Raw genomic sequence first — 22,349 nt, 5'->3', positions numbered from 1 at the left:
GCCGTTCAGGCGCGCTCGTCCTCGTCTTCGTTCGCCGCAGCAGGCTTCGAAGGTTCGGTCCGCGCCCGCACTTCGGAAATCGTGTGCTTGATCACCTTCACGCGCACGCCTTCGGCGAGCTCGACCGTCACTTCGGTTTCGGCGATCCGGGTGACCTTGCCGATCATGCCGCCGGCAGTAACGACTTCGTCGCCGCGGCGCAGGTTTTCCACCATCTCACGGTGCTTCTTCATGCGCTGCTGCTGCGGACGGATGAGCAGGAAGTAAAAGACCACGAAAATCAGGAGGAAGGGCGCAAGCTGGATCACCAGCCCGCCAATTCCGCCAGCCCCGCCGGGGGCCGCCGTGGCGATAGTCACGAAGTCGGCGTCAAAAAACATCAGTACAGTCCTTGCCGATAATGAGGGTTCACGCGAGTCGCGGGACTATATCGGCGCGCAGCCGCGTTGCAACAAGAGCGGCCGCGTCGAATCAGCCCGTGCAATCTCAGCGAAGATAGTCGGCAGGATCGACCGGCGTCACGCCTCGGCGGATTTCGAAATAGAGCTGGACGCGCTCGGCATTGCCGGTTGCCCCGGCCTCCGCGATCTGGGCCCCGCTCCTGACTTGCTCGCCCACGCTGACGAGCAGACGGCTGTTGTGCGCGTAGGCGGTAACCCAATTGCCGCCATGGCGGATCAGGACAAGATTGCCATAACCCTGAAGCTCGTTTCCGGCATAGACCACTTCGCCGGCCGCGGCCGCCTGCACCGGCGCTCCGACGCGCGCCGCGATCGTCCAGCCATCTTTGCGTCCCCCGCCCTCTTGCGGGCCGAAACGCGACAAGACTTCTCCGCGCAATGGCCAGGAGAAGTCAGGAGCGTCCGCGGCGGGCGGCGGAGGAGGCGGTGGCGGAGATGCAGGACGGCGCGGCGGGGCTTCCTCAACGCGGACCTCGCGGTCTGGCCTTGCCACAGACGGCGTTGAAACCGGCTGACGGGCCTCCCCGCGCACCCTCAATTCCTGACCTGGATAGATGGTATAGGGGGCGTTCAGTCCGTTAAGCGCCGCGAGCGCCTCCACGCTCATGCCGTGCGCCAGAGCAATGCGATAGAGATTTTGACCGCGCTGGACCACATAGGTCGACGGGCCCGGCACTCGCAGGGCCTGGCCCGGCGAGATCGTGTAGGGAGCGGCAAGGCCGTTTTCCGAGGCAAGTTCGCCGAAGGACACGCCGCAGCGCTGCGCAATTGCGCTCAGCGTGTCGCCGGCCCGCACGGTATAGCTGGAGCCGCATGGCCGCGAGGCACCGGCCGACGCCTGTCCATCGCCAATGCGATAGACCACATCGGCCGGCCCGCGCGGGGACGAGCTGCACCCGGCCAGCACGGTCAGCGCGGCAGCAAGAGCGGTCGTAACTCGCAAGGCGCAGGCGCGCTGGCCCATTCAGGCAGCTCCATGATTAACACGGCAGAATGGGATCATTGTCTGCCGATAGCGTTAATCAGGCGTTAGTTACTCTGCCCCGGCCACCGGTTCGAGACGCTCGAACTCGGACAGGCCGCACGAGCCGGCGAACATCCCGCCATTGCTGTCGACCACCTGGACGATCTCGCCGCGGCACAGCTGGCCCGTCGGGGTCTCATATTGCAGATAGGTGAAATCGCTCGACGCATTGTTGCAACCGCCACCCACGATGTTGAGGTACATCGTGCCGTCGTTCATTTCGATACGCCACGCGCTGTCGGTCACCGGGTCGATCGTGTCGATCAGGCGCGGATTAAGGCAGGTACGTGTCTCTCCGGTGCGAACATAGCCCTCCGTGGCTTGCGCGATCTCGCCTTCGTCGACCGTCGCGGTCGAAGCACACGCGGACACGCCAGCCATCAGGGCGGCGATCGATGCAGTAGAAACAATCATGCGAACAGACATGGATTTCCTCCTGCCCGTGGTTACGGGCTCTTGCATAGCGGCGAAAATCAGACGCACGGGAGCGCCGCGCGCCGTCGCCAACCTCTTGACCATGCCATGAAAACAGGCGCGCTTACAGAGCCTTCGCGGCGCCCGCGACCAGGGGCACGAAGCGCACGTCGCCCAGCGTCGTCTCTTGGACCGCGTCGCCGTCGCGCTGATAGCGCATCAGGGTCTGGACCGGGCCGTTCTGGACGGGAGCGACGCAAATGCCACCATCCTTGAGCTGGTCGAGAAGCGTTTCGGGACGCTCGGGCGCAGCCGCCGTGACCATGATGCGATCGAAGGGAGCCTGCTCGGGCCAGCCTTTCGATCCGTCGCCGATCCGCGTCACGATATTGGTCAGACGCTGGGCGGAGAACCGCTCCTCCGCAGCCTTCATCAACGTGCGATAGCGTTCGATCGTGTACACACGGCGTGAGAGGCGCGCCAGGATAGCGGCCTGGTAGCCCGATCCCGTGCCGATTTCGAGCACCTTGCACCGGTCATCGACCTTCAGCGCTTCGGTCATCATCGCCACGATATAGGGCTGGGAAATCGTCTGGCCGCAATCGATGGGCAGGGGCCGGTTCTCGTAAGCCTGATCCAGAAACCCTTCAGCTACAAAGACATTGCGCGGTGTGCGCTCCATCGCCGAGAGCACCGCCTTGTCCGTAATGCCGGCCCGGCGCAGGGCCATGACCAGCTGGATCGATCTTGGATCGTGGGCGTCAGCCATCGCGGTGGCTCGCATCGGCTTGAGTGCCGGCGACCGGAGAAATTGCGCTGTCCAGCGTCTCGCTCAAACGGTCGCGCGTTTCGTGGTGGGTCAGATCGATGTGCAGCGGCGTGACCGAGATGCGCCCTTCATAGACAGCGCGCAGATCGGTGCCGACCGCCGGGTCGGAGAGTTTTCCTTGAAAACCAAGCCAGTAATAGGCCTGGCCCCTCAGATCCTCACGCTGTTCGGCATGCAGATTATGCTGATCGCGCCGTCCCTGCACCGTCACTTCCAGTTCGCCGACATCGTGCGGATCCCGGTCTGGGAAGTTGACATTCATGATCACGTTCTCGCTCCAGCGCGCCTCCAGAAGGCGCCTGAGCACTTCGGGACCGAAGGCGCGCGCGGTCTCCCACTTGATCGCCGCCCGGCCAGCAAACCCATAGGCCTGGGAGAAAGCGATCGAGGGAATGCCCAGCGTGAGACCCTGCATCGCACCGGCCACCGTCCCGGAGACCGTGACGTCCTCGGCAATGTTCTGGCCGCGATTGACGCCGGACAGGATCAGATCAGGCTCCTTGCCTGTCACAATGTCCTGCACACCCATCAGCACGCAGTCGGACGGCGTACCCGTGACGGCAAACCAGCGCTCTTCCACCTCGCGCACCCGCAGCGGCATGTTCAAGGTCAGCGCCCGGCTCATGCCCGACTGCTCCTCGGCCGGGGCCACCACCCAGACATCGGCGGAGATCGAGCACGCAATCTCGTGCAGCACCTTCAGGCCCGGGGCCCGGACGCCATCGTCATTGGTGATCAGGATGCGCGGATTGTCGCCCAGAAAGGAACTCATGACGCGCTCAGCACCTCAAGCCCGCCCATATAGGGGCGCAGCGCCTGGGGTATGGCAATCGAGCCGTCCTCGTTCTGGTGGTTTTCCAGAATGCCGACCATGGCCCGGCCGACCGCAACGCCGGAGCCGTTCAGCGTGTGCAGGAATTCCGGCTTCTTCTCGCCCTCCCGCTTGAAGCGCGCATTCATCCGGCGCGCCTGGAAATCTCCGCAGTTGGAGCAGGAAGAAATCTCGCGGTAAGTCTGCTGCGTCGGCACCCAGATTTCCAGATCGTAGGTCCTGCGGGCGGCAAACCCCATGTCGCCGGTGCACAGAAGCATCACGCGGTAAGGCAGCTCAAGCCGGCGCAGAATTTCCTCCGCGCACGCCGTCATGCGCTCCAGCTCCTCGTCGCTGTCTTCGGGTTTGACGATGGAAACCATCTCAACCTTGTCGAACTGGTGCATGCGGATCAGGCCGCGCGTGTCGCGCCCGGCGGAGCCCGCTTCGGACCGGAAGCACGGCGTGTGCGCGGTCAGGCGCATCGGGAAGCCGGCTTCGCCATGCACCGCGTCGCGCACCATGTTGGTCAGCGGCACTTCGGCGGTCGGGATCAGCCAGCGGTCGTCAGCCTTGAAGAGATCTTCGGAGAATTTCGGCAGCTGACCCGTGCCGAACAGTGCTTCGTCGCGCACCAGATAGGGCGGGCTCACCTCAAGATAGCCGTGCTCCTGCGTGTGGATGTCCAGCATGAACGCCGCCAGTGCGCGTTCCAGCCGGGCCAGTCCCCCGGACAGGATGGCGAAGCGGGCCCCGGACATCGCGGCGGCTTTTTCAAAATCGAGCCCGTTCAGCCCTTCGCCCAGGGCGACGTGGTCCTTGGGTTCGAACGAGAAGTTGCGCGGATCGCCCCAGCCGCGCACCTCCTCGTTGGACTCCTCGTCCTTGCCGGCCGGCACGTCTTCCAGCGGCATGTTGGGCAGGGCCGCAAGATGCTGGTTGAGAAGTTCGTCACCCTTGCGGGCAGCCTCGTCGGCCTCTTCCATGCGGGCCTTGAGGGTGTCGACCTCGGTGCGCAGGCGGTTGAATTCGTCCTCGTCGCCCTTGGCCTTGGCCTGACCGATCAGTTTGGATTTGGTATTCCGCTCGGTTTCCAGCTCCTGACGGGCGGAGGTGGCCTCGCGGCGCTCCCGGTCCAGCTCGATCAGGCGAGCGGCCTGGGGCTCAAGCCCGCGTGCGGCCATTGCCGCATCGAAAGCATCGGGGTTTTCGCGGATGAAACGGATGTCGTGCATGAAAATTCAAGGCCTCTGGCGCGCGGGCGGGTTCTCGCCTGCGTGATAGCGCCGGGCACCGGCTGCGTCCACCGCAACGCACGCCTGTTCGGGCGCTCGTCTGCGGGGTCTGTTGGACCGGAACGAGAATATCCTCTAGTGATGAGTTCGAGAAGAGTGTCTCAACCATGGGAGAGCGTAGATGGCGCCGCATTGGACCGGCTTGCTCATCGTGGCGATCCTGCTCCTCCTGCTATTCGGCGGCCGGGGCAAGATTTCCTCGCTGATGGGCGATTTCGCCAAAGGAATCACCGCGTTCCGCAAGGGGCTGAAGGATGAGGACGAGAGCGATACTCCCGCCTCCGAAACCACCCGGCTCGATCGCGACGGTGAGGCGCCGGAGTCCGAGCGGACGCGCGAGCGCAGTTCGAACTCCTAACACCGCGAAACGGGGGCGAGCGCCATGAACCCGGGTATCGGCGCGCCGGAACTCCTGGTCATCTTCATTCTCGCGCTGGTCGTCGTCGGCCCGCGCGACCTTCCCTTGATGATGCGCAAGCTGGGCCGCGCGATCGCGCAACTGCGCTCGATGGCGCGCGATTTCCAACGCAGCTTTGAAGAGCTTGGCCGCGAGGCGGAGATGGAAGAGCTGCGCAAGGAAATCCAGGCGCTCAAGAACTCGAACCCGGTCGGCGATGTGAGCCGGGAGATCAAGGCGGCCGAAAACGAGTTGCGCGACCTGAAGGTCGATCGGCCTCACCCGCGCACCGGCACGTTCGGGGGTACGGCCCGCAAGGTGCCCAAGAGCGATCCCGGCGCGGATGCGGCCTCAACTACTGACGGGGACGCGGTCGATCGGGCGGTGGCAGAGGATACCGAGCAGATGCTGCCCCTCGACCAGCGTGAGGACCGCAAGACCGCTTCGGGCAATGACGCCTCATGACTGATACGCCTGAAGACGATATCGAAGCGTCGCGCGCGCCGTTGATGGACCACCTGATCGAGCTGCGCGGCCGGCTCATCGTGACCCTGATCGCCGTCGCAATCGGGTTCGGCGCCTGCTTCTTCCTCGCCGAGACGATCTACAACATCCTGCTGGTACCGTTCGAGGATGCCTCCCGGCGCCTGCGCGGCGACGATCTGGAACTCCAGCTCATCTTCACCGCCCCGCTCGAATTCTTCTTCGTGAAGCTGAAACTCGCCCTGTTCGGCGCCATCATCGTCGCCTTTCCGGTGATCGCCTACCAGGTCTGGGCCTTCGTGCGACCGGGGCTTTACAAGAATGAGCGCCTGGCCTTCGCACCCTTCCTCATTGCCTCCCCGGTCCTGTTCGCGGTCGGCATGGCCTTCGTCTACTATTTCATACTGCCCTTCATCATGAGCTTCGCGCTGGGCCAGGAACAGGCGGCAGGCGAAGGACGCGCACAGATCCAGCTGCTGACGCGTGTCAGCGAGTATCTCAATCTGGTCACTACGCTCATCCTGGCATTCGGGATCAGCTTCCAGCTTCCCGTCCTGCTCTCCCTGCTCGGCAAGGTGGGCATCATCACGTCCAAGCAGCTCATCCAGTGGTGGAAGTTTGCGGTCGTGGGCATCGCGGCCTTCGCCGCCTTCGTCACGCCGCCGGATCCGATCAGCCAGATATTCCTCGGCGTGGCGATGCTCGGCCTCTACGGCCTGTCGATCCTGGCGGTGAAGCTGGTCGAGCCGAAGGAACGCGGCGACGACGGGAGCGAGTAACCGCGGCGGAATTCCGGCCCGTCCTCAAACATCGGACAAAAAGAAACCCCGGCGCTGCTTCGCCGGGGTTTCGATTTTCGCTGAACTTCCAGCCAATTACCGCGCGAACTTCTGGAACTTGATGCGGTGGGGGATTTCCGCGTCGGTGCCCAGGCGCCGCTTCTTGTCTTCGACATAGTCGGAGAAGCTGCCTTCGAACCATTCCACGTGGGAATCGCCCTCGAAGGCGAGGATGTGGGTGGCGATCCGGTCCAGGAAGAAACGGTCGTGCGAGATCACCACGGCGCAGCCGGGGAAATCCTCGAGCGCCGCTTCCAGCGCAGAAAGGGTCTCCACGTCGAGATCGTTGGTCGGTTCGTCGAGGAGGAGCAGATTGCCGCCCTCCTTGAGCATCTTGGCCAGGTGGACGCGGTTGCGCTCACCGCCCGAGAGGACGGAGACCTTCTTCTGCTGATCGCCGCCCTTGAAGTTGAAGGCGCCGACATAGGCCCGGCTCGGCACTTCGTGACCGCCCAGGTTGAGCACGTCATTGCCGCCGGAAATCTCTTCCCAGACATTCTTCGTGCCATCGAGCGCGTCGCGGCTTTGGTCGACATAACCCAGCTTGACCGTCTCGCCGAGGGTGACATTGCCCTCGTCGGGCTGCTCCTCACCGGTGATCATCTTGAACAGCGTCGTCTTGCCGGCGCCGTTGGGACCGATCACGCCGACCACGCCGCCCGGGGGCAGCTTGAAGTCCAGGTCCTGGATCAGAAGCTTGTCGCCGAACGCCTTGGTCACATGGTCGAACTCAACCACATTTCCACCCAGGCGCGGGCCAGGGGGGATGCGGATGGTGGCGGTGGAAATCTTTTCCTTGTCCGCCCGGTCGCGCATCTCCTCATAGGACTTGATACGCGCTTTTGACTTGGCCTGGCGGGCCTTTGGCGAGGAGCGGATCCAGTCCAGCTCGCGCGACAGGGCACGCTGCTTGGCACTTTCCTCGCGCGATTCCTGGGCCAGGCGCTTGGTCTTCTGCTCCAGCCAGTCCGAATACCCGCCCTGGTAGGGCACGCCCTGGCCGCGGTCGAGTTCGAGCGTCCAGGTGGTGATGGAGTCCAGGAAGTAGCGGTCGTGCGTCACGATCAGCACGGCGCCGTCATAATTTTCCAGGTGATGCTGCAGCCAGGCGACCGATTCCGCGTCCAAGTGGTTGGTCGGTTCGTCAAGCAGCAGGATGTGCGGCTTGGACAGAAGCAGACGGCAGATCGCGACGCGGCGGCGCTCACCGCCCGACAGCGTCGTGACGTCGGCTTCCGGCGGCGGGCAGCGCAGCGCGTCCATTGCCATCTCGATCTTGGAATCGATGTCCCACGCGTCGCGCGCATCGACCTGCTCCTGCAGAGCGGTCATCTCTTCCATCAGCTCGTCGGAATAATCCTCGGCGAGCTTCATGGCGATCGCGTTGTAGGCGTCGTAGATTTTCTTGTCTTCGCTGCCCTCGATGACGTTCTCCCAGACCGTCTTTTCCGGATCGAGCTGGGGTTCCTGGGGCAAATAGCCGACGCGTACGCCCTTCTCCGCCCAGGCTTCGCCGGTGAAGTCCTGATCCTGTCCGGCCATGATGCGCAACAGGGAGGATTTACCCGCGCCATTCACCCCGACAACGCCGATCTTGGCGTCTGGCAGGAAGTGCAGCGAAATGCCGGAGAAGACCTGTTTCCCGCCAGGATAGGTCTTCGCCAGATTGTCCATGTGGTAGACGTATTGATAGGACGACATGGGCCGTCAGCGCTCCTTCATGGGGCATGTTGGGAATTTGGTCGCTCTCATAGCGGAGACACGCGCCTGCGGCAATGCACACAGGCATGGAAAGGCGTCCAGACGGAGGGCTCAGCGACGCCGCGGCCGACGTGCCGCCTCGCGTTCCCGCCAGGGTTTATCTTCGGGCCAGCGTCGGTGGATTTGCCCGCCTCGCCGGGCTCGGCTACCAAGGAGATCCTGTTTTCGATTGTCCCAGGAGACCGCTCCATGCGCCGACTTCTCGCCGCGACGCTGCCCTGCCTCATTCTCCCCGGCCTCGCTGCCGCACAGAGTGATGAGACCCCAGGCCCGGACCTCACGATCGAGCGGGTCTTTGCCTCGCCCTCGCTGGATGGTGCGACGCCGCGCTCGCTGAAATTCTCGCCGGATGGATCGCGCGTGACCTTCCTGCGCCCCAAGGAGGAAGACCGCACGGTCCTCGACCTGTGGGCGATGGACGTGGCCGACGGGCGCACTTACCGCCTGGTCGATGCGCGTGCCCTGGCGCCGGAGGAGCGCGAGCTGTCCGAGGCCGAAATCCAGTACCGTGAGCGCGCCCGCATCTCTGAAAGCGGCGTGGTCAGTTATGACTGGGACGAGAGCGGAGAGGCGGTTCTGGTCCCGCTGGACGGTGATGTCTTCTACGTCGATGTCGAGAGCGGCGAGGCGCGCCGCCTGATGGAGACCGAGACGTTCGAGACCGACTTCAAGGTCGGGCCCGAAGGGGAATATGTCTCGTTCATCCGCGATCAGAATCTCTGGCTGCACAATCTGGAAACCGGCGAGGAGCGTGCCCTGACCGAAGAGGGCGAAGGCCCGGTCAGCTGGGGCGTCGCCGAGTTCGTCGCCCAGGAAGAAATGAACCGCTACACCGGCTATTGGTGGAGCCCGGACGGGTCGAAGATCGCGGTCGCGCGCATCGACGAGACCCCGGTCCAGATCGTGCCGCGCTTTGGCATTTCGGCCGAGGGCGTGTCGGTCAGCGAGCAGCGCTATCCGCGCGCGGGTACCGACAATGTCGAGATCGAGCTCTGGATTTTCGATGTGGAGAGCGGTGAACGTACCCAGGTCGATCTGGGAGATGAGAGCGACATCTACCTGGCGCGGGTCAACTGGAGCGCGTCGGGAGAGCGCGTCTATGTCCAGCGGCAGAACCGGGAACAGACAGAACTTGATGTCCTGGCTGTCGACCCGCAGACTGGGACAAGCGAGGTCTTTCTGACCGAACGCGCTCCGACCTGGGTCAATCTGACCGACGATTTCACCGCACTCGACGATGGCGGTTTTCTGTGGACGAGCGAGCGTACGGGCTATCGGCAGGTCTATCGCGTCAGCGAAGACGGCGAGGTCTCGGCGATCACGGTCGGAACCGGAGTTGTGGACGAGCTGGCAGGCCTCTCCGAAGATAGCCAAACGGTCTATTTCGAAGGCTGGCGCGCCTCCCCGCTTGAGCGTCACCTCTACGCGGTTTCGATCGAAGGTGGCGAGGTAACGCGGGTCACCTCTGGCGAGGGCGTGTGGCGTGCGACGCTGGGCGATGGCGGGGCGGCCTTCATCGGCGCCTATTCGGACACCGACACCCCGCCGCGCACCGGCCTCTACGAGATGGATGGCACGCACATCGCGTGGATCGAGGAAAACGCGCTGAATGCCGATCATCCCTACGCCCCCTATGTCGAGAGCCATGTCACGCCGGAGTTCGGCACGGTGGTGGCCGCGGATGGTGAAACCGAGCTCTACTGGTCGATGATCAAGCCGGACCATTGCACGACCGAGGCGCCCTGCCCCGCCATCGTAGAGGTCTATGGCGGACCCCACGTCCAGAGGGTAACGCGTGCCTGGACCGGCGCGCGCGACCAGCTCTTCGCCGATCGCGGCTATGTCCTGTTCAGAGTCGACAATCGTGGCAGCTGGAATCGCGGTCATGAGTTCGAAGCTGCTCTGCACGACCGCATGGGCAGCATCGAAGTCGAGGACCAGCTTGCCGGTCTGGAATTTCTCGAAAGCCGCGACTTCGTCGATCCAGATCGAGTCGGCCTGTGGGGCTGGTCTTATGGCGGCTACATGACCCTGATGACCACGCTCCAGGCGCCCGGCGCGTTCGATGCGGCGGTCTCCGGGGCGCCGGTTACCGACTGGTCGCTCTACGATACGCACTATACCGAGCGCTACATGGACACGCCCGCCGCCAACCCGGCCGGGTACGAGCAAGGCGCCGCCTTTGCCCATGTGGAGAATTACGCGACCCCCACCCTCATCATCCACGGCATGGCCGACGACAACGTCACGTTCGACCATTCGACCCGGATGTTCGCGGCGCTGCAGGAACAGAATGCCGATTTCGAGATCATGACCTATCCCGGCCAGCGCCACGGCGTGCGTCCGCCGGCCCTTCAAACCCATATGTGGACGACGATTTTCCGCTTCTTCGACCGCCGTCTGGATCAGGACAGCTAGTCAGGGTGCGTGAGTGCAAACCAAGGCGCCACCGGTCACCGCCGGTGGCGCTTTTCGTTGCAAAGACAGCGCACGGACCAACGCGCTGCACAATTGCGAATAATTCTCATTGATTTTGCTAATCGCTCGCATTAGCACGCCCTCAACTTCATTCTTCCAAGAGTTTTTTGGGGACTATCGATGACCTTCTCCCGCCTGCTGCTTGCCTCCTCCGCGCTGACCCTGGCCGCCGCCTCCCCCGCTCTGGCCCAACAGAGCGATGAGACCGGCGTGAATGACATCATTCGCGTGACCGGTCAGATGACCACGTTTGGCGCCACCAAGTCGGATACGCCGATCCTGGAGACCGCGCGCTCGGTCTCCATCGAGACCGAAGACATGTTCCTGTCCAAGGGCGCGCTGACGCTCGATGATGTGCTCAACTACACCTCCGGCGTAATCGGCGATCAGTACGGTTTCTCCACCCGCGGCGACTTTTACGCCGTACGCGGGCTCAGCGCCCCGGAATATCGCGACAACCTCCAGTCGCTCTTCGGCAACTACAACAATACGCGCCCCGAGATTTACACCCTCGAGCAGGTCGAAGTGCTCAAGGGCCCGGCCTCGGTGCTGTACGGTCAGGGATCCCCGGGCGGTCTGGTCAACACCGTCTCGAAGATTGCCGGCGCCGGCATCGAGAGCGAGTTCGTCCTGTCCTACGGCACGCATGACCGCGCGCAGGCTGCGACGGATCTGAACGTAGCGCTGGGCAATGACGTATTCGCACGCCTGGTCGCGCTCTATCGCGACTCCGACACCCAGGTGGACTACGTCACCGACGATTCGGTTTCCCTCGCCCCGTCGCTCACCTGGCAGCCGACCGAAGAGACGAGCCTCACCCTCCTGGTCAATTACGATGAGCGTGATGGTGACGTGGCCGCGCAGTTCCTGCCGCTTACCGGTACGCTTTTCGACTCTGCCAGCGGACAACGCATCGAGAGCTCGACCTACCACGGCGAACCCGGCTTCAATCACTACGACACCGAATCCACCGCAGTGACCCTTCTGGGCTCGCATGTTCTCAACGACATCTTCACGCTGGAAGGCACGGCACGCTGGCGCGAGGGCGAGAGCGACTATGCCCAGAGCTGGATCACGTTCGCCGGCGCCGGCGCGCCGCGTATCGACGCAAACGGCAATGGTTTCCGCAGCTGGTATGACGACGCGGCCACGTCCAGGCAATTCGCCGTGGATGCCCGCGTGCGCGCCGAATTCACCACGGGCGGGATCGAGCACGAAGTCCTCGCCGGCGTGAACCACCAGTCGATCGAACTGACCGGCTCGACGGCCTTCCTGGTCCAGGGCACGATCAATGCGTTCGATCCGGTCTATGGCGTCGGCGTGCCCACCGCGGCCGAGCTCGACGCGGTTCGCGGAAGCTCCGAAAGCACCGACGAGTATCTCGGCTTCTACCTGAACGACCAGATCGACATCGGCCGGTTCAAGTTCAACGCCGGTGTTCGCTTCGACGATGTCGAAAACGACAACGGTGCGGTGACCCAGAGCGACGACGCGACCACGTTTGCCGTCGGCGCGCTCTACGCTTTCGACAACGGACTCTCGCCCTATGTCAGCTTTGCCCAGAGCTTCGAACCGGTAATCGGTACCGATGCCGTGACCGGGGACGCGCTGAAGCCGCGTGAAGGCGAGCAGATCGAGGTGGGCCTGAAATACCAGCCCGGCCTTCGCACCTACATGACGCTAGCCTGGTTCGATATCGAACAGTCCAATCTCAGCAACCCGTTCGGTCTGCCGAATGCCCCGTCGCAACAGGAAGGCGTTGCCAACATTCAAGGTCTTGAGTTCGAGTTCCTGACCGGCTTCGACAGCGGTCTGGGCGATGTGACCCTGGAAGCCAATGCCAGCACGCTGGATACCGAAGACCCGAACGGCCTGCCCCTTGCTTCAGTCCCCGAAGAACAGGCCTCGGTCTGGGCAACGCTTCGTCCGGCCGTTCTCGAGAACGTACGCCTGGGTGCGGGCGTGCGCTATGTCGGCGAAAGCGAAAGCAACGGCGTCAGCGTCGTAGATGGGAGCCAGGTCACGATCACGACCGATTCCTACACGCTGTTCGATCTGCTGGCGGCCTATGATTTCGAACAATGGTCCGTGGCGTTGAACGTGCGCAATGTCTTCGACGAGGACTATTACGCAGCGTGCCTGGCTCGCGGCGATTGCTTCCCGGGCGAAGACCGCACGGTCAATCTGCGCCTGTCGCGGACCTTCTGATTTGTTCACCCACGGTCTCCATATCCCGATGACGATCCTGGCGGCGGCTCTGTCCGCCGCCGGGGTCGGCCTTCTCTTTGCCAGCTGGACCAAGCGTGCCGGCCGGCATGACGGCTCCCTCTGGGTCGGTTGGGGAACGCTTGTTATCTCCCTGCCGGTCTGGATCGTCGCCTCCGGCCCCGATCGCGGCGTGGCCATGGCGGCCCTCATGGCCATGATCGCTGCTCTGGTCGTGCTTGCCGTCCAGTATGCACGCCCGGACGGCCCCGTCCGGCGCAATGCATCGCGGGCGGAAAGCACCGCCTCGCAGGCGACGCTTAGCGCCATGAAAACCGTACGCACCGTCTATGCCGGTGTTCTGGCCACCGTCTTCGCCGGCGTGGCAGCCGTTGCGCTGTCCGCGTCGATCTACGGCCTCATGCTTGGTGCAGGCGCGCCGCAGCCCGACGCGCTGCTGGGCGGACTTTTCTTCTTCGTACTGGGCTGGGGCGTATTGGCCGTGGTCGCGACCATCGATATCGCCCTGCGCTGGCGCAGCATCGCAATGGTGACCATTGTCGTGCTCTCCGCAGGCCTCCTTCTTCTGACCCGCACCCTGACCTGAAAGACATCGTCATGGCTCGCTGGCCTTCCGTCTCGAAAAAATTCGTCGCGCAGATCCTCTCCGCCCACGCCGGGCTAGGCGTGGTCGCGGGTGCAGTCCTGTTCATCCTGTCGCTGAGCGGCGTGCTCGTGGTCTTCCACGAGGACTTTGCGCGCTGGGAACAGCCCGGCGCACCGGAGATGCGCGAGTACACGCCCGAAGCTGCGAGCCTCGGCATGGACAACGCGATCGCGCGCTACCAGTCGATCCATGACGGGGCGCTGCCGGACAGCGCCTACATGGTCCTGCCGACGCGCGCCGCACCGCGCATGACTGCACTGCTCGGAGACGATGCATGGTTCATCGCCCCGGACGGCGCTCTGGCCGGGGAAGTCGATCACGCCTATTCAGAATTCCTGATCGAGCAGCACTACTACCTGAACCTTCCGCATACACCGGGCATCATCCTGGTCGGGATTTTCGGCGCGATCATGCTCGCCCTCGTAATTTCGGGCTTTGCGGCCCACCCGCGCGTATTCCGCGATGCCTTCCGCTTCCGCCGCAGCGGCAATCCCCAGCTGGCCGAAGCCGACCTGCACAATCGCCTCTCGGTATGGGGGAGCCCATTCCACGTCATCATTCCGCTGACCGGGGCGATGCTTGGCCTGTCCATCCTGTTTGCAGTTGTCGTCGGCCAGAGCTTCCACGAAGGCGACATGCGCTATGCGTTCCAGCCGACATTCGGGGCCGAAGGCGTGCGCAGCGACGCCGAAGCGCCGGTCGCCGATATCGCTCCCGCCCTTCACACCATGCGCGAGCGGCGGCCGGATGTGGAACCCTGGTTTCTCGATCTGGAATATCCCGGCACCGAGAGCCAGAGCGTGAAAATCCTCTCGCGCCTGCCGCGGCGGCTCATCTTCGGCGAGTACTACCAGTTCGACGCGGCCGGCGAGTATCAGGGCCAGGTGGGGCTCGAGAACGGCACGGTAGGCCAGCAGATCATTGCTGGGGCCTACCAGCTCCATTTCGGCAGCTTTGGCGGCCTCCCCGTCAAGATCGCCTACGCCCTTTTGGGTCTGGCCCTGTGCATGATCGTCGCGAGCGGGGTCAATCTCTGGCTCATGAAGCGGGCGGCACGCGCCAAGGCGTCGCCGCGCCTGGAACGCGCGTGGATCAGCGTGATCTGGGGTAGCCCCGCCCTGCTCGCCCTATGTTTCATTGCCGTATCCGGTGGCGCTTCCGATGTCTGGCTCGCGCCGATCTTCTGGGTGGGGCTGGCCAGCGTGGCGATCCTCTCCACCTTCGTGCGATCAAGGGCGATCCTCTCGGCCGGTCTGAAACTCGCCAGCGCTGCATTCATCGCGCTCGGAGTTCTCTGGCACGCGATCGCGTCCGGCGCCCCGGCGAGTCCTGCCTTCTGGGGCGTCAGCGCGTGGCTCCTTCTGACCGCCATCGCGCTGAGCGTAGCGGGCGCGTTCGGCTTCGCCAGGGCCGGCCGTGCCAGCCGAGAGCCGGCGCCGGGCACTCCAGACCCCGTCTCCTCGCAGGCGTGACCTTTGAGCCGCGCCTCGGGACAAAGCGTCTCGCATTAACCATGATCGGGGGTTAACGCGCCTTAACACCTGTCTCCAGCTCGGCTAGGGTCGCCTCCAATACGACCGTAATCGCGCGCTGGGTGGGGCCTCGCGCAGAACCGGTACGGGTCGAGGGGGTAAGGGGCGGATGACGTCGGAAGTCATGATCATGAACCGTCAGGCTGTGGCGCTCGCGGCCGACAGCGCGGTGACCTATGGCGGCGGGCCTGAACCGGTTGTCACGCTGGAAGCGGAAAAAATACTGCCACTGACCGGTTCGATCGCTTTGATGGTTTATTCGCGCGGCGATGTCCTGGGCCGCTCCTGGTCGAACATCGCCCATGCCTTCTCCAAGGCCCATGGCCAATCGGAGTTCACTTCGGTCAGCGAATGCGCCGGGGCCTTCTTCAGCTTCGTGGACCAGAACCGAAAGCTGTTTCCCGAGGCCGAGGAGCGCGCCGAGTTCGAAGAACTCATGCGCCTCGCCGTGCTGACCGTCCTCAACCACGCGCGCGCCATGCGCTCCTATCCTGGCAGCACCCATACCGGCGACGAGGAGGCCTTCCTGGCGGCCCTCGACCTGTATCGTGCCCACCTGGCACGCGACGAAGCCGGCACCGACCGGCACAGTGTAAAAGTCTTGGAAGCACTCACACGCGAACGTTTTTACGACCTTTACCGCGACCTGCTCGATGCGATCATCGCCCAGTCTCTGGGAGAATTCGGCCGCTCGGGCGAAGTTCGCGAAAAACTGTTCGATTTCGCCTATATGCTAGCCACCATGCCAGCATTCCTGGAGCCCTATGCCGGAATGGTCTTTGCCGGCTTCGGCGATGATGACGTCTTCCCCGTCTACGAGCATTTCTACGCCTCGATCCTGGTCGACGGCATCTTGAAGCGGGCACACGACGAGACGACGCGCGTCGGTGTCGAGGAGGGACCTAACGCGTTCGTGCGCACATTCGCCCAGGCAGATATGACCCATGCTTTCCTCCGGGGCGTGCATCCGGCGATGTTCGACATGATGATCGCGATGAACCTGATGACCAATGAAGCCGCAGCAGAAAAAGCGCTGGCCGAGGCCGGGATCACGCCGCAGGCAGCCGGACCGATTCTCGAACGCATGCAGGCCACCACCCTCCCGCAGCTGACAATGGAATTCATCCGGGGCAGCCAGACCTTCAGCCAGGACGAGTTCATCGGCCCGTTCATCTCCGTGGTGGCGGCTTCAGGCAAGCGCCAACTGGCTGAAACCGCCAAGGCCCTGGTCGAACTCAATATTCTCAAAAGCGATCTGCAGCTCGCCCAGACCGGTGTCGGCGGCGACGTCGATGCGATTATGATCTCGCACACGGCTGGCCTAGAGTGGTATGCTCGCAAGTCCTGACGGTGGCACAGCGGAGCAACACGATGGTCTCTGAAAACACCAAGCTGAATATCGAACGCGCCCGTGCGGCCCTCGCAAAAGCACGCGCCGAAACGCAGGATGACGCGGTCCGCACACCACGTCCGGTCGATCTGTCTCGCTTGGCCGAACTGGAACAGCGCCGCGACAAGCTTGAAGCGCGCGCCGGCGAGTTCCGTCTGGCGGTCCGCGAACGTCTTGGACTGTCGGATCTGGGCACCGACCGGGTTTCGGTCCGCTCGATCATGGGCTCGGCCACAATGGACGGCGCCCTGTGCGACGCCGACATCTGCGCGCCGCCCGCCCCGCGCCTGCCGGGTGACACCAGCGCGCTTCAAACACCCAAGGCGAAGCCAGAGATGCGCACCAGGCGGGCCTCCGTGAACATCAAGGTGAAGCCGAAGCGCAAGAAGTTTCTCGGCCTCTTCTAGGCCGCCTCGTGCGCCTCAGGCGGTCAGGAGCGTCTTGCAAATAGCTTCAAGACCAATCTTGTCGGTCTCGTCGAATGCATTCTTTTCCGAAGAATCGACATCGAGGACGGCCGCGAGCGTGCCATCGGCCCGGTGGACCGGCACCACAATCTCCGACTGACTGCGTGCATCGCACGCAATATGTCCAGGAAAGGCATGGACATCGGCGACCAGCTGGGTCTCGCCGGTCTGGGCTGCCGCGCCGCAGACTCCGCGTCCGAACGGAATGCGCAGGCACCCGAGCGTTCCCTGGTAAGGACCGACGACGAGTTCTTGCGGTTTCTCCGGGTCGACCTGGTAGAATCCGGTCCAGAAATAGCGCGGCGCGAAGGCGTGGGAGAGCAGGCAGGCGGCAGTCGCAAAGCGCGCCGTCTCGCTGGTTTCTCCCGCCACGACGCTGGCGATCTCCTTGTGGAGGCGCGCGTAAGCTTCAGCCCGGCTTTCGCCTTCAGGCGCTGTGCTCATCGCTTCGGCCATCGATCTCATCCCTTCGCTGCGGTTCAGCGTAGGTAGGCGCTGACGCGAGCGAGAGAAAGGGGGGATATGCACGCGCGAGCGCTGAAAGAGCGCCGCGCTGCGTGCGGATCCGGCAGGAAGTCCACTCGGCCCGGGGGCGGACTCAGCCCATGATGACGCGATCGAACTCGCGGCTGTCTCCGGCAGCTTCGCGCGCCTTCATCAAGGCGTATCCGGCCTGCTCGGTGGACTGGTGGCTCGCGCCGGAATCGCGGCGGGTGCGCAGATCGACTCTGAACACGTGGTGGGTTTGCAGAACTGTGCGTTCCGGCTCGAAATTCTTCAGCCCTTCATAGCCCATCGCGAGAAGCAGCTCGTCGCGCGCCTCCGCTTCCACGCGGGGCAGGTCCTCGCCCAGCGTCTCGAGAAGGCGTTGCAACAGCCATTGCGCCTCGGCCCGGACATGGCCCCGACGCTGACGCTGGCCAGCCTCGCTCCGCTTCGCCGCCGACAATGTCGCCGGCAATTGCATGTTGCCCGGATTGCAATCGGCCCAATCGGCCACGGCGTCACAAGCTTCAAGGGCCTGCGGCAGAAAGTGCTCGGCGGCCAGCATGACGAGCTCGTTGAGACTTTCCGGAAGCGTGTACGCCTTGCGGAAATCGCCATCGCGCGTCTCAAACGGCGCGTTCACCTCGGCAAGCCAGCGACGTACATTCTCGGCCTTGGCCAGCATGTCGCGCGTGGCCGGCGTCTCACGCAGGATCGCCAGGGCACCGAAGATCGCGAAATCGGCATGGCAGGGCGAATTGCCGAGAATGAACGCGTTATTCTCGAAATGGCGATCGAGAATGGAGATCACCGAGGTAATCAGGGATCGGGACTGGTCCGCTTCGGCTTTGCCAAAACCCCGCACATCGAGCGCGTGCATCAACTGGGCGGATAGCAGGCGCGCCTGGCGCATCTGCTGCTTCTCATCAAGGTCGGGATAGAGCGACACTCCCATCCGGGCAGTCGCCTGCTCCATATCCGAATTCCAGGACACGAAGACCGTCGCCGGCGAAAGCACTTCATCCGCGAAACTCTCAAGCAGGCGCGAGACGAAACGGTGGTGCCCGTAGCCCGGCGTCAGCGACGGCCCCGGCTCGTGCTGGCCGATCCAGTCCTGGATCAGTCGCGGATCGCTCAGCGCCTCGTTCGACGGCGTCACGAGCACCGGAACCCGGACCGACTTCAGCCGCGGACGTACGGCGCTCTTCAGAACGAGCGCACTCGCCTCGGTTTCACGCACCGGGACGTTGGCCCAGCGCAGAAAGGCGCGGGTCTTCAACGATGCCGGCGAACCAAACGCGGTGATCAATTTATAGGCACGCATGAGCGGCCCTCCAGACTTTTTCGATCAGTGGCCGTTGGCGACGCGCTCGACAGCGGCGCACGGCGCTTCGGTTTCGGTCTCCGCCTCGGTCAGGGTCACGACACCGCATGATGTCTGCGCAACGCTCTCTTCCAGGAACATGAAGAAGAGCGCACCGATCGCGACGAGAATGAGCGCGATGGCGGCATAGGCGATGCGGGCGGGACGTAGCCGGGACATGGGACCTCGTTTTGCGATGTCGCGTCGGCAAGCAGTTTGCGAGACGCTGTGGCTGGCTAAACGCCGCCCTTCTCCCCGGGTTCCCGAGGTTCACGGCAGAGTGGAAACCAAGCGTGTCCCGCAAGCCACACATACCCGATTTGGAATCGGTTCGCGCCGCGATTCGTTTCGCTGGCAGGAAATTCAGAGGTTTCGCGAAACCTGCACGCGCGCGCCCATCGCTACAGGGTGCGCTGGTTTACCCGGCGGGAAAGCTCTTCGGCGCTTTCCCTGCGTTCCGAGTAACGATCCACGAGATACGCCGAGCTGTCGCGGGTGAGGAGTGTGAACTTCACCAGCTCCTCCATGACGTCCACCACCCGGTCGTAAAGCGCGGAAGGCTTCATCCGGTCCTCCTCGTCAAATTCGAGAAAGGCCTTGGGGATCGAAGACTGGTTGGGGATGGTGATCATCCGCATCCAGCGCCCCAGCACGCGCAGCTGGTTGACCGCATTGAAGCTCTGCGACCCGCCCGAGACCTGCATCACCGCCAGCGTCTTGCCCTGGCTTGGACGCACAGCACCCAGCGAAAGCGGGATCCAGTCGATCTGGGCTTTCATGACCGCCGTCATCGCGCCATGACGCTCGGGCGAGCACCAGACCATGCCCTCGCTCCAGGTCACCAGCTCGCGCAGTTCGGCGACCTTGGGGTGATCCGGCTCGCCATCGTCAGGAAGCGGCAGGCCGGACGGGTTGAATGTGCGCGTTTCCGCGCCGAGCCGCCGCAGGATGCGCGCGGCTTCCTCGGTCGCCAGCCGGCTGAACGAGCGCGCGCGAACCGAGCCGTAGAGCAGGAGAATACGAGGCTTGTGACCGCTTCGCACCGTCGGAAACAGCGCACCATGATCGATGTCTTCAAAGCAGCATTCCTCGACATTCGGGGTGCTCTCAGCATCGGCGGTCATGGCCGTGTTTCTCCGGGAAAGAAGCGCTGCGTCCGGTTGGCCAGCGCCACGAGGGACAGCATGACGGGAACCTCCACCAGCACACCCACCACGGTGGCCAGGGCGGCCCCCGAATTCAGGCCGAACAGGCTGATCGCCACCGCGACCGCGAGCTCGAAGAAATTGGATGTCCCGATCAACGCGCACGGCGCTGCGACATTGTAGGGTGTTTTCCAGGCCCAGGCCGCCAGGTAGGCAATCGCGAAAATGCCGTAGGACTGGATCAGCAAGGGCACGGCGATCATCGCAATAACACCTGGCCGGTTCAGGATGGTCTCGCCCTGAAAGCCGAACAGGATCACCACCGTCGCGATCAGCCCGATGACCGAGACCGGTTTGACCTGCGCGGTGAACGCCTCGACCCGCGCTTCGCCCTGGACCCGCGCCCGCCCCGCCATGAGATGGCGCCGGGTCAGCCAGCCTGCCGTCAGGGGAAGTAGCACGTAGAGCCCGACCGAGAGCAGCAGAGTCTCCCACGGCACGGCAATGTCGGTCACGCCCAGGAGGATGGCGACGATGGGCGCGAAGGCGACGATCATGATCACATCGTTCGCGGCCACCTGGACCAGCGTGTAGTTGGGGTCGCCGCGCGTCAGCTGAGACCAGATGAAGACCATTGCGGTGCACGGCGCGGCCCCCAGGATTATCAGGCCGGCGATATACTGGGTCGCGTCGGTGGGGTCGATGAAGCGCGCAAAGACAACCTCGAAGAAGAGTACGGCCAGCCCCGCCATCGTGAAAGGCTTGATCAGCCAGTTCACCACGAGCGTGATCACCAGCCCCTTGGGACGTTCGCCCACGCGCGTCAGCCCGGCCAGGTCCACATTGACCATCATCGGATAGACCATCGCCCACACTAGAACGGCGACGACCAGATTGACCGAAGCGAACTCGAACCGGCTCAGCGCATCGAAGATTGCCGGAAACACAGTCCCAAGCGCGACGCCGGCCGCGATCGCGAGCGCGACCCAGACCGACAGCCATTTTTCAAAGAACCCGATGCCGCCGGACACCGCCTTCGCCTTCAAGTCAGACATGATCGCCGGACTCCTTCTCATGGGCTTCGGTCAGCACGGCTTTGAGCGTAGCTGGATCGTCCAGGCCCGCCGCATTCACAACTCGCTCGATGCGTTTGCGCAATGCCTGGTAGGTCGTCTCGAACGCGGCGCGGGCGGCCGCCTCATCCTTGACCCCCGCCGGGTCGGGTAGGCCCCAGTGCACGCTGACCGGTGCTCCCGGCCAGATCGGACACGACTCGGCCGCCGCCGAATCGCAGACGGTGATGACGCCATCGACATGCGCTGCGTCCGGTCCGGCAAACTCATCCCAGGATTTTGAGCGCAGCCCTGCCGTCTCATGGCCGTGTACCGCAAGCGTTTCAAGCGCCAGCGGATGCGGCTCGTCCTTGGGCTGAGAGCCTGCGGAAACCGCCTGGATGCGTCCCTGCCCCAACGCGTTGAACAGGACCTCGCCCAGTATGGAACGGGCCGAGTTTCCGGTGCACAAGATAAGAAGACGGGTCACGGGCACTCCGTTGGAAGCCTGACGGGCATTGCCAAACCCGCTAAACTATATACTTCGATATCTCAACTTGTTTTGAAATGAAGAGCTGAGCATGACCGAGTCCGAGGCTGCCGCGAAGTTCACCGCCCTCGCCCATGAGACGCGTCTGCGCCTGTTCAGGCTGCTGATCGTGAATGCGCCCCATGGCCTGCCGGCTGGAAAACTGGCCGAACACCTGGCCGTGGCGCCGAATAACCTGTCCGCCCATCTCAACGTTCTGAGCCATGCCGGCCTGATCGCCATGCGCAAAGCGGGGCGCAGCCGGATCTACACTGCGCGAATGGACACGATCGGCGAGACGATCAGCTTCCTGGTGGATGAGTGCTGTCAGGGACACCCCGAAGCCTGCCAGCCGGCGATGAGCGCACTAAATTCATCCTGCTAGCGCGACGCGGCGATGGCGGCTCTCGAACCGTATCCAAAAACCGGTCAGGTGGCGTGTGAATGATCCCCGAATGGAACAACACGCCGCTTAAGGTTGTTGGTTAAGCGTTACAGCAAAATCGGAGGAATCGCTATGAGCGTTGCTCGAGTGACCGAGATTTCCGCCACGTCCCCGGAGAGTTTCGAAGCCGCCATCAAGGTTGGTATCGACCGGGCCAACAAGACCTTGCGTAACGTCAAGGGCTGCTGGATCAAAGACCAGAACGTCATGATCGAGAACGGCAAGGCAAAAGAGTTCAAGGTGAACATGCAGATCACGTTCGAACTCGACGACTGA

General features: G+C 63.6%; 24 protein-coding genes. 11 read left to right on the top strand and 13 right to left on the bottom strand.

Features of this window, described 5'->3' with window-relative positions; genetic code table 11:
- Window positions 1–5 precede the first annotated feature (5 nt).
- From yajC to serS, 6 genes are all read right to left on the bottom strand, one after another.
- Window positions 6–380: a preprotein translocase subunit YajC gene (gene yajC / locus PGP17_RS08040; RefSeq protein ID WP_135943420.1), complete on the bottom strand. Its 375-nt coding sequence runs from the start codon at window positions 378–380 to the stop codon at window positions 6–8.
- Window positions 381–486: 106 nt separating this feature from the next.
- Entirely contained in the window at window positions 487–1,425 is a 939-nt protein-coding gene (locus PGP17_RS08035) for a M23 family metallopeptidase (RefSeq protein ID WP_270374901.1), read from the bottom strand.
- 69 nt (window positions 1,426–1,494) lie between these two features.
- Complete coding sequence (locus PGP17_RS08030; protein ID WP_270374900.1) at window positions 1,495–1,911, bottom strand: hypothetical protein; 417 nt, start codon at window positions 1,909–1,911, stop codon at window positions 1,495–1,497.
- A 112-nt stretch (window positions 1,912–2,023) separates the two neighbouring features.
- A complete protein-coding gene (locus tag PGP17_RS08025; RefSeq protein WP_270374899.1) occupies window positions 2,024–2,668 on the bottom strand; it encodes a protein-L-isoaspartate(D-aspartate) O-methyltransferase in 645 nt (214 codons plus the stop codon).
- Window positions 2,661–3,500 carry a 5'/3'-nucleotidase SurE gene (gene surE, locus PGP17_RS08020; protein WP_270374898.1) on the bottom strand — a complete coding sequence of 280 codons (840 nt, stop codon included), beginning with the start codon at window positions 3,498–3,500 and terminating at the stop codon, window positions 2,661–2,663. Before surE ends, PGP17_RS08025 begins: the two co-directional genes overlap by 8 nt.
- Window positions 3,497–4,774 (bottom strand): serine--tRNA ligase, encoded by a 1,278-nt coding sequence (serS, locus tag PGP17_RS08015; protein WP_270374897.1) that lies wholly within the window; start codon window positions 4,772–4,774, stop codon window positions 3,497–3,499. Before serS ends, surE begins: the two co-directional genes overlap by 4 nt.
- Before the next feature lie 181 nt (window positions 4,775–4,955).
- Between serS and PGP17_RS08010 the strand changes: the two genes are divergently transcribed.
- The 3 genes from PGP17_RS08010 to tatC are packed head-to-tail and all read left to right on the top strand — an operon-like array spanning window position 4,956 to window position 6,493.
- Window positions 4,956–5,192: a Sec-independent protein translocase TatA gene (locus PGP17_RS08010; protein ID WP_270374896.1), complete on the top strand. Its 237-nt coding sequence runs from the start codon at window positions 4,956–4,958 to the stop codon at window positions 5,190–5,192.
- Between the two features lie 24 nt (window positions 5,193–5,216).
- Window positions 5,217–5,696 (top strand): Sec-independent protein translocase protein TatB, encoded by a 480-nt coding sequence (gene tatB, locus PGP17_RS08005; RefSeq protein ID WP_270374895.1) that lies wholly within the window; start codon window positions 5,217–5,219, stop codon window positions 5,694–5,696.
- Window positions 5,693–6,493, top strand: coding sequence for a twin-arginine translocase subunit TatC (tatC, locus tag PGP17_RS08000; RefSeq protein WP_270374894.1), 801 nt, complete (start codon window positions 5,693–5,695; stop codon window positions 6,491–6,493). The genes tatB and tatC overlap by 4 nt, the downstream gene beginning before the upstream one ends.
- A 96-nt stretch (window positions 6,494–6,589) precedes the next feature.
- On the opposite strand, the gene ettA is transcribed toward tatC, so the two are convergent.
- The gene (gene ettA / locus PGP17_RS07995; RefSeq protein WP_135943411.1) at window positions 6,590–8,254 is read right to left on the bottom strand and encodes an energy-dependent translational throttle protein EttA; all 1,665 of its coding nucleotides are present in this window, start codon (window positions 8,252–8,254) and stop codon (window positions 6,590–6,592) included.
- A 249-nt stretch (window positions 8,255–8,503) separates the two neighbouring features.
- Here ettA and PGP17_RS07990 point away from each other — a divergent pair, with 249 nt between their 5' ends.
- From PGP17_RS07990 to PGP17_RS07965, 6 genes are all read left to right on the top strand, one after another.
- Window positions 8,504–10,732 (top strand): S9 family peptidase, encoded by a 2,229-nt coding sequence (locus PGP17_RS07990; RefSeq protein WP_270374893.1) that lies wholly within the window; start codon window positions 8,504–8,506, stop codon window positions 10,730–10,732.
- Between the two features lie 180 nt (window positions 10,733–10,912).
- Window positions 10,913–13,000, top strand: a complete 2,088-nt coding sequence (locus tag PGP17_RS07985; protein WP_270374892.1) for a TonB-dependent siderophore receptor — start codon at window positions 10,913–10,915, stop codon at window positions 12,998–13,000.
- 1 nt (window position 13,001) lies between these two features.
- Window positions 13,002–13,604 (top strand): hypothetical protein, encoded by a 603-nt coding sequence (locus PGP17_RS07980; protein WP_270374891.1) that lies wholly within the window; start codon window positions 13,002–13,004, stop codon window positions 13,602–13,604.
- 11 nt (window positions 13,605–13,615) lie between these two features.
- Window positions 13,616–15,136 (top strand): PepSY-associated TM helix domain-containing protein, encoded by a 1,521-nt coding sequence (locus PGP17_RS07975; protein ID WP_270374890.1) that lies wholly within the window; start codon window positions 13,616–13,618, stop codon window positions 15,134–15,136.
- 190 nt (window positions 15,137–15,326) lie between these two features.
- Window positions 15,327–16,544, top strand: coding sequence for a hypothetical protein (locus PGP17_RS07970; protein WP_270374889.1), 1,218 nt, complete (start codon window positions 15,327–15,329; stop codon window positions 16,542–16,544).
- A gap of 23 nt (window positions 16,545–16,567) precedes the next feature.
- The gene (locus PGP17_RS07965) at window positions 16,568–16,993 is read left to right on the top strand and encodes a hypothetical protein (protein WP_270374888.1); all 426 of its coding nucleotides are present in this window, start codon (window positions 16,568–16,570) and stop codon (window positions 16,991–16,993) included.
- Window positions 16,994–17,008: 15 nt separating this feature from the next.
- Here the strand turns inward: PGP17_RS07965 and PGP17_RS07960 are convergent, their stop codons facing one another.
- The 6 genes from PGP17_RS07960 to PGP17_RS07935 all read right to left on the bottom strand — a co-directional run bounded on the left by PGP17_RS07960 (window position 17,009) and on the right by PGP17_RS07935 (window position 21,589).
- Window positions 17,009–17,509, bottom strand: coding sequence for a GAF domain-containing protein (locus PGP17_RS07960; protein WP_270374887.1), 501 nt, complete (start codon window positions 17,507–17,509; stop codon window positions 17,009–17,011).
- A gap of 142 nt (window positions 17,510–17,651) precedes the next feature.
- Window positions 17,652–18,863, bottom strand: coding sequence for a glutathione S-transferase family protein (locus tag PGP17_RS07955; protein WP_270374886.1), 1,212 nt, complete (start codon window positions 18,861–18,863; stop codon window positions 17,652–17,654).
- Window positions 18,864–18,887: 24 nt separating this feature from the next.
- Window positions 18,888–19,082 (bottom strand): hypothetical protein, encoded by a 195-nt coding sequence (locus PGP17_RS07950; RefSeq protein ID WP_135943402.1) that lies wholly within the window; start codon window positions 19,080–19,082, stop codon window positions 18,888–18,890.
- Window positions 19,083–19,303: 221 nt separating this feature from the next.
- Window positions 19,304–20,026: an arsenical resistance protein ArsH gene (arsH, locus tag PGP17_RS07945; RefSeq protein WP_270374885.1), complete on the bottom strand. Its 723-nt coding sequence runs from the start codon at window positions 20,024–20,026 to the stop codon at window positions 19,304–19,306.
- Window positions 20,023–21,102: an ACR3 family arsenite efflux transporter gene (gene arsB / locus PGP17_RS07940; protein ID WP_270374884.1), complete on the bottom strand. Its 1,080-nt coding sequence runs from the start codon at window positions 21,100–21,102 to the stop codon at window positions 20,023–20,025. Before arsB ends, arsH begins: the two co-directional genes overlap by 4 nt.
- A complete protein-coding gene (locus PGP17_RS07935; RefSeq protein ID WP_270374883.1) occupies window positions 21,095–21,589 on the bottom strand; it encodes an arsenate reductase ArsC in 495 nt (164 codons plus the stop codon). The genes arsB and PGP17_RS07935 overlap by 8 nt, the downstream gene beginning before the upstream one ends.
- Before the next feature lie 91 nt (window positions 21,590–21,680).
- Between PGP17_RS07935 and PGP17_RS07930 the strand changes: the two genes are divergently transcribed.
- Entirely contained in the window at window positions 21,681–22,013 is a 333-nt protein-coding gene (locus PGP17_RS07930) for an ArsR/SmtB family transcription factor (protein ID WP_135943398.1), read from the top strand.
- Window positions 22,014–22,145: 132 nt separating this feature from the next.
- Window positions 22,146–22,349 (top strand): dodecin family protein, encoded by a 204-nt coding sequence (locus PGP17_RS07925; protein ID WP_135943397.1) that lies wholly within the window; start codon window positions 22,146–22,148, stop codon window positions 22,347–22,349.

This window comes from Marinicauda sp. Alg238-R41 (assembly GCF_947331485.1).
Taxonomy (GTDB): domain Bacteria; phylum Pseudomonadota; class Alphaproteobacteria; order Caulobacterales; family Maricaulaceae; genus Marinicauda; species Marinicauda pacifica.
This window is presented reverse-complemented; position numbering and strand designations above follow the sequence as displayed.

Bases quoted from the DNA above. Each gene is read 5' to 3' on its own strand.
- PGP17_RS07950 (WP_135943402.1), bottom strand. From the start codon at position 19,082: ATGTCCCGGCTACGTCCCGCCCGCATCGCCTATGCCGCCATCGCGCTC.
- yajC (WP_135943420.1), bottom strand. From the start codon at position 380: ATGTTTTTTGACGCCGACTTCGTGACTATCGCCACGGCGGCCCCCGGC.
- PGP17_RS07975 (WP_270374890.1), top strand. From the start codon at position 13,616: ATGGCTCGCTGGCCTTCCGTCTCGAAAAAATTCGTCGCGCAGATCCTC.
- PGP17_RS08010 (WP_270374896.1), top strand. From the start codon at position 4,956: ATGGCGCCGCATTGGACCGGCTTGCTCATCGTGGCGATCCTGCTCCTC.
- surE (WP_270374898.1), bottom strand. From the start codon at position 3,500: ATGAGTTCCTTTCTGGGCGACAATCCGCGCATCCTGATCACCAATGAC.
- tatC (WP_270374894.1), top strand. From the start codon at position 5,693: ATGACTGATACGCCTGAAGACGATATCGAAGCGTCGCGCGCGCCGTTG.
- PGP17_RS08030 (WP_270374900.1), bottom strand. From the start codon at position 1,911: ATGTCTGTTCGCATGATTGTTTCTACTGCATCGATCGCCGCCCTGATG.
- PGP17_RS07960 (WP_270374887.1), bottom strand. From the start codon at position 17,509: ATGGCCGAAGCGATGAGCACAGCGCCTGAAGGCGAAAGCCGGGCTGAA.
- ettA (WP_135943411.1), bottom strand. From the start codon at position 8,254: ATGTCGTCCTATCAATACGTCTACCACATGGACAATCTGGCGAAGACC.
- PGP17_RS08025 (WP_270374899.1), bottom strand. From the start codon at position 2,668: ATGGCTGACGCCCACGATCCAAGATCGATCCAGCTGGTCATGGCCCTG.
- PGP17_RS07930 (WP_135943398.1), top strand. From the start codon at position 21,681: ATGACCGAGTCCGAGGCTGCCGCGAAGTTCACCGCCCTCGCCCATGAG.
- PGP17_RS07990 (WP_270374893.1), top strand. From the start codon at position 8,504: ATGCGCCGACTTCTCGCCGCGACGCTGCCCTGCCTCATTCTCCCCGGC.
- PGP17_RS07985 (WP_270374892.1), top strand. From the start codon at position 10,913: ATGACCTTCTCCCGCCTGCTGCTTGCCTCCTCCGCGCTGACCCTGGCC.
- PGP17_RS07965 (WP_270374888.1), top strand. From the start codon at position 16,568: ATGGTCTCTGAAAACACCAAGCTGAATATCGAACGCGCCCGTGCGGCC.
- arsB (WP_270374884.1), bottom strand. From the start codon at position 21,102: ATGTCTGACTTGAAGGCGAAGGCGGTGTCCGGCGGCATCGGGTTCTTT.
- PGP17_RS07925 (WP_135943397.1), top strand. From the start codon at position 22,146: ATGAGCGTTGCTCGAGTGACCGAGATTTCCGCCACGTCCCCGGAGAGT.
- serS (WP_270374897.1), bottom strand. From the start codon at position 4,774: ATGCACGACATCCGTTTCATCCGCGAAAACCCCGATGCTTTCGATGCG.
- PGP17_RS07970 (WP_270374889.1), top strand. From the start codon at position 15,327: ATGAACCGTCAGGCTGTGGCGCTCGCGGCCGACAGCGCGGTGACCTAT.
- PGP17_RS07955 (WP_270374886.1), bottom strand. From the start codon at position 18,863: ATGCGTGCCTATAAATTGATCACCGCGTTTGGTTCGCCGGCATCGTTG.
- PGP17_RS08035 (WP_270374901.1), bottom strand. From the start codon at position 1,425: ATGGGCCAGCGCGCCTGCGCCTTGCGAGTTACGACCGCTCTTGCTGCC.
- arsH (WP_270374885.1), bottom strand. From the start codon at position 20,026: ATGACCGCCGATGCTGAGAGCACCCCGAATGTCGAGGAATGCTGCTTT.
- tatB (WP_270374895.1), top strand. From the start codon at position 5,217: ATGAACCCGGGTATCGGCGCGCCGGAACTCCTGGTCATCTTCATTCTC.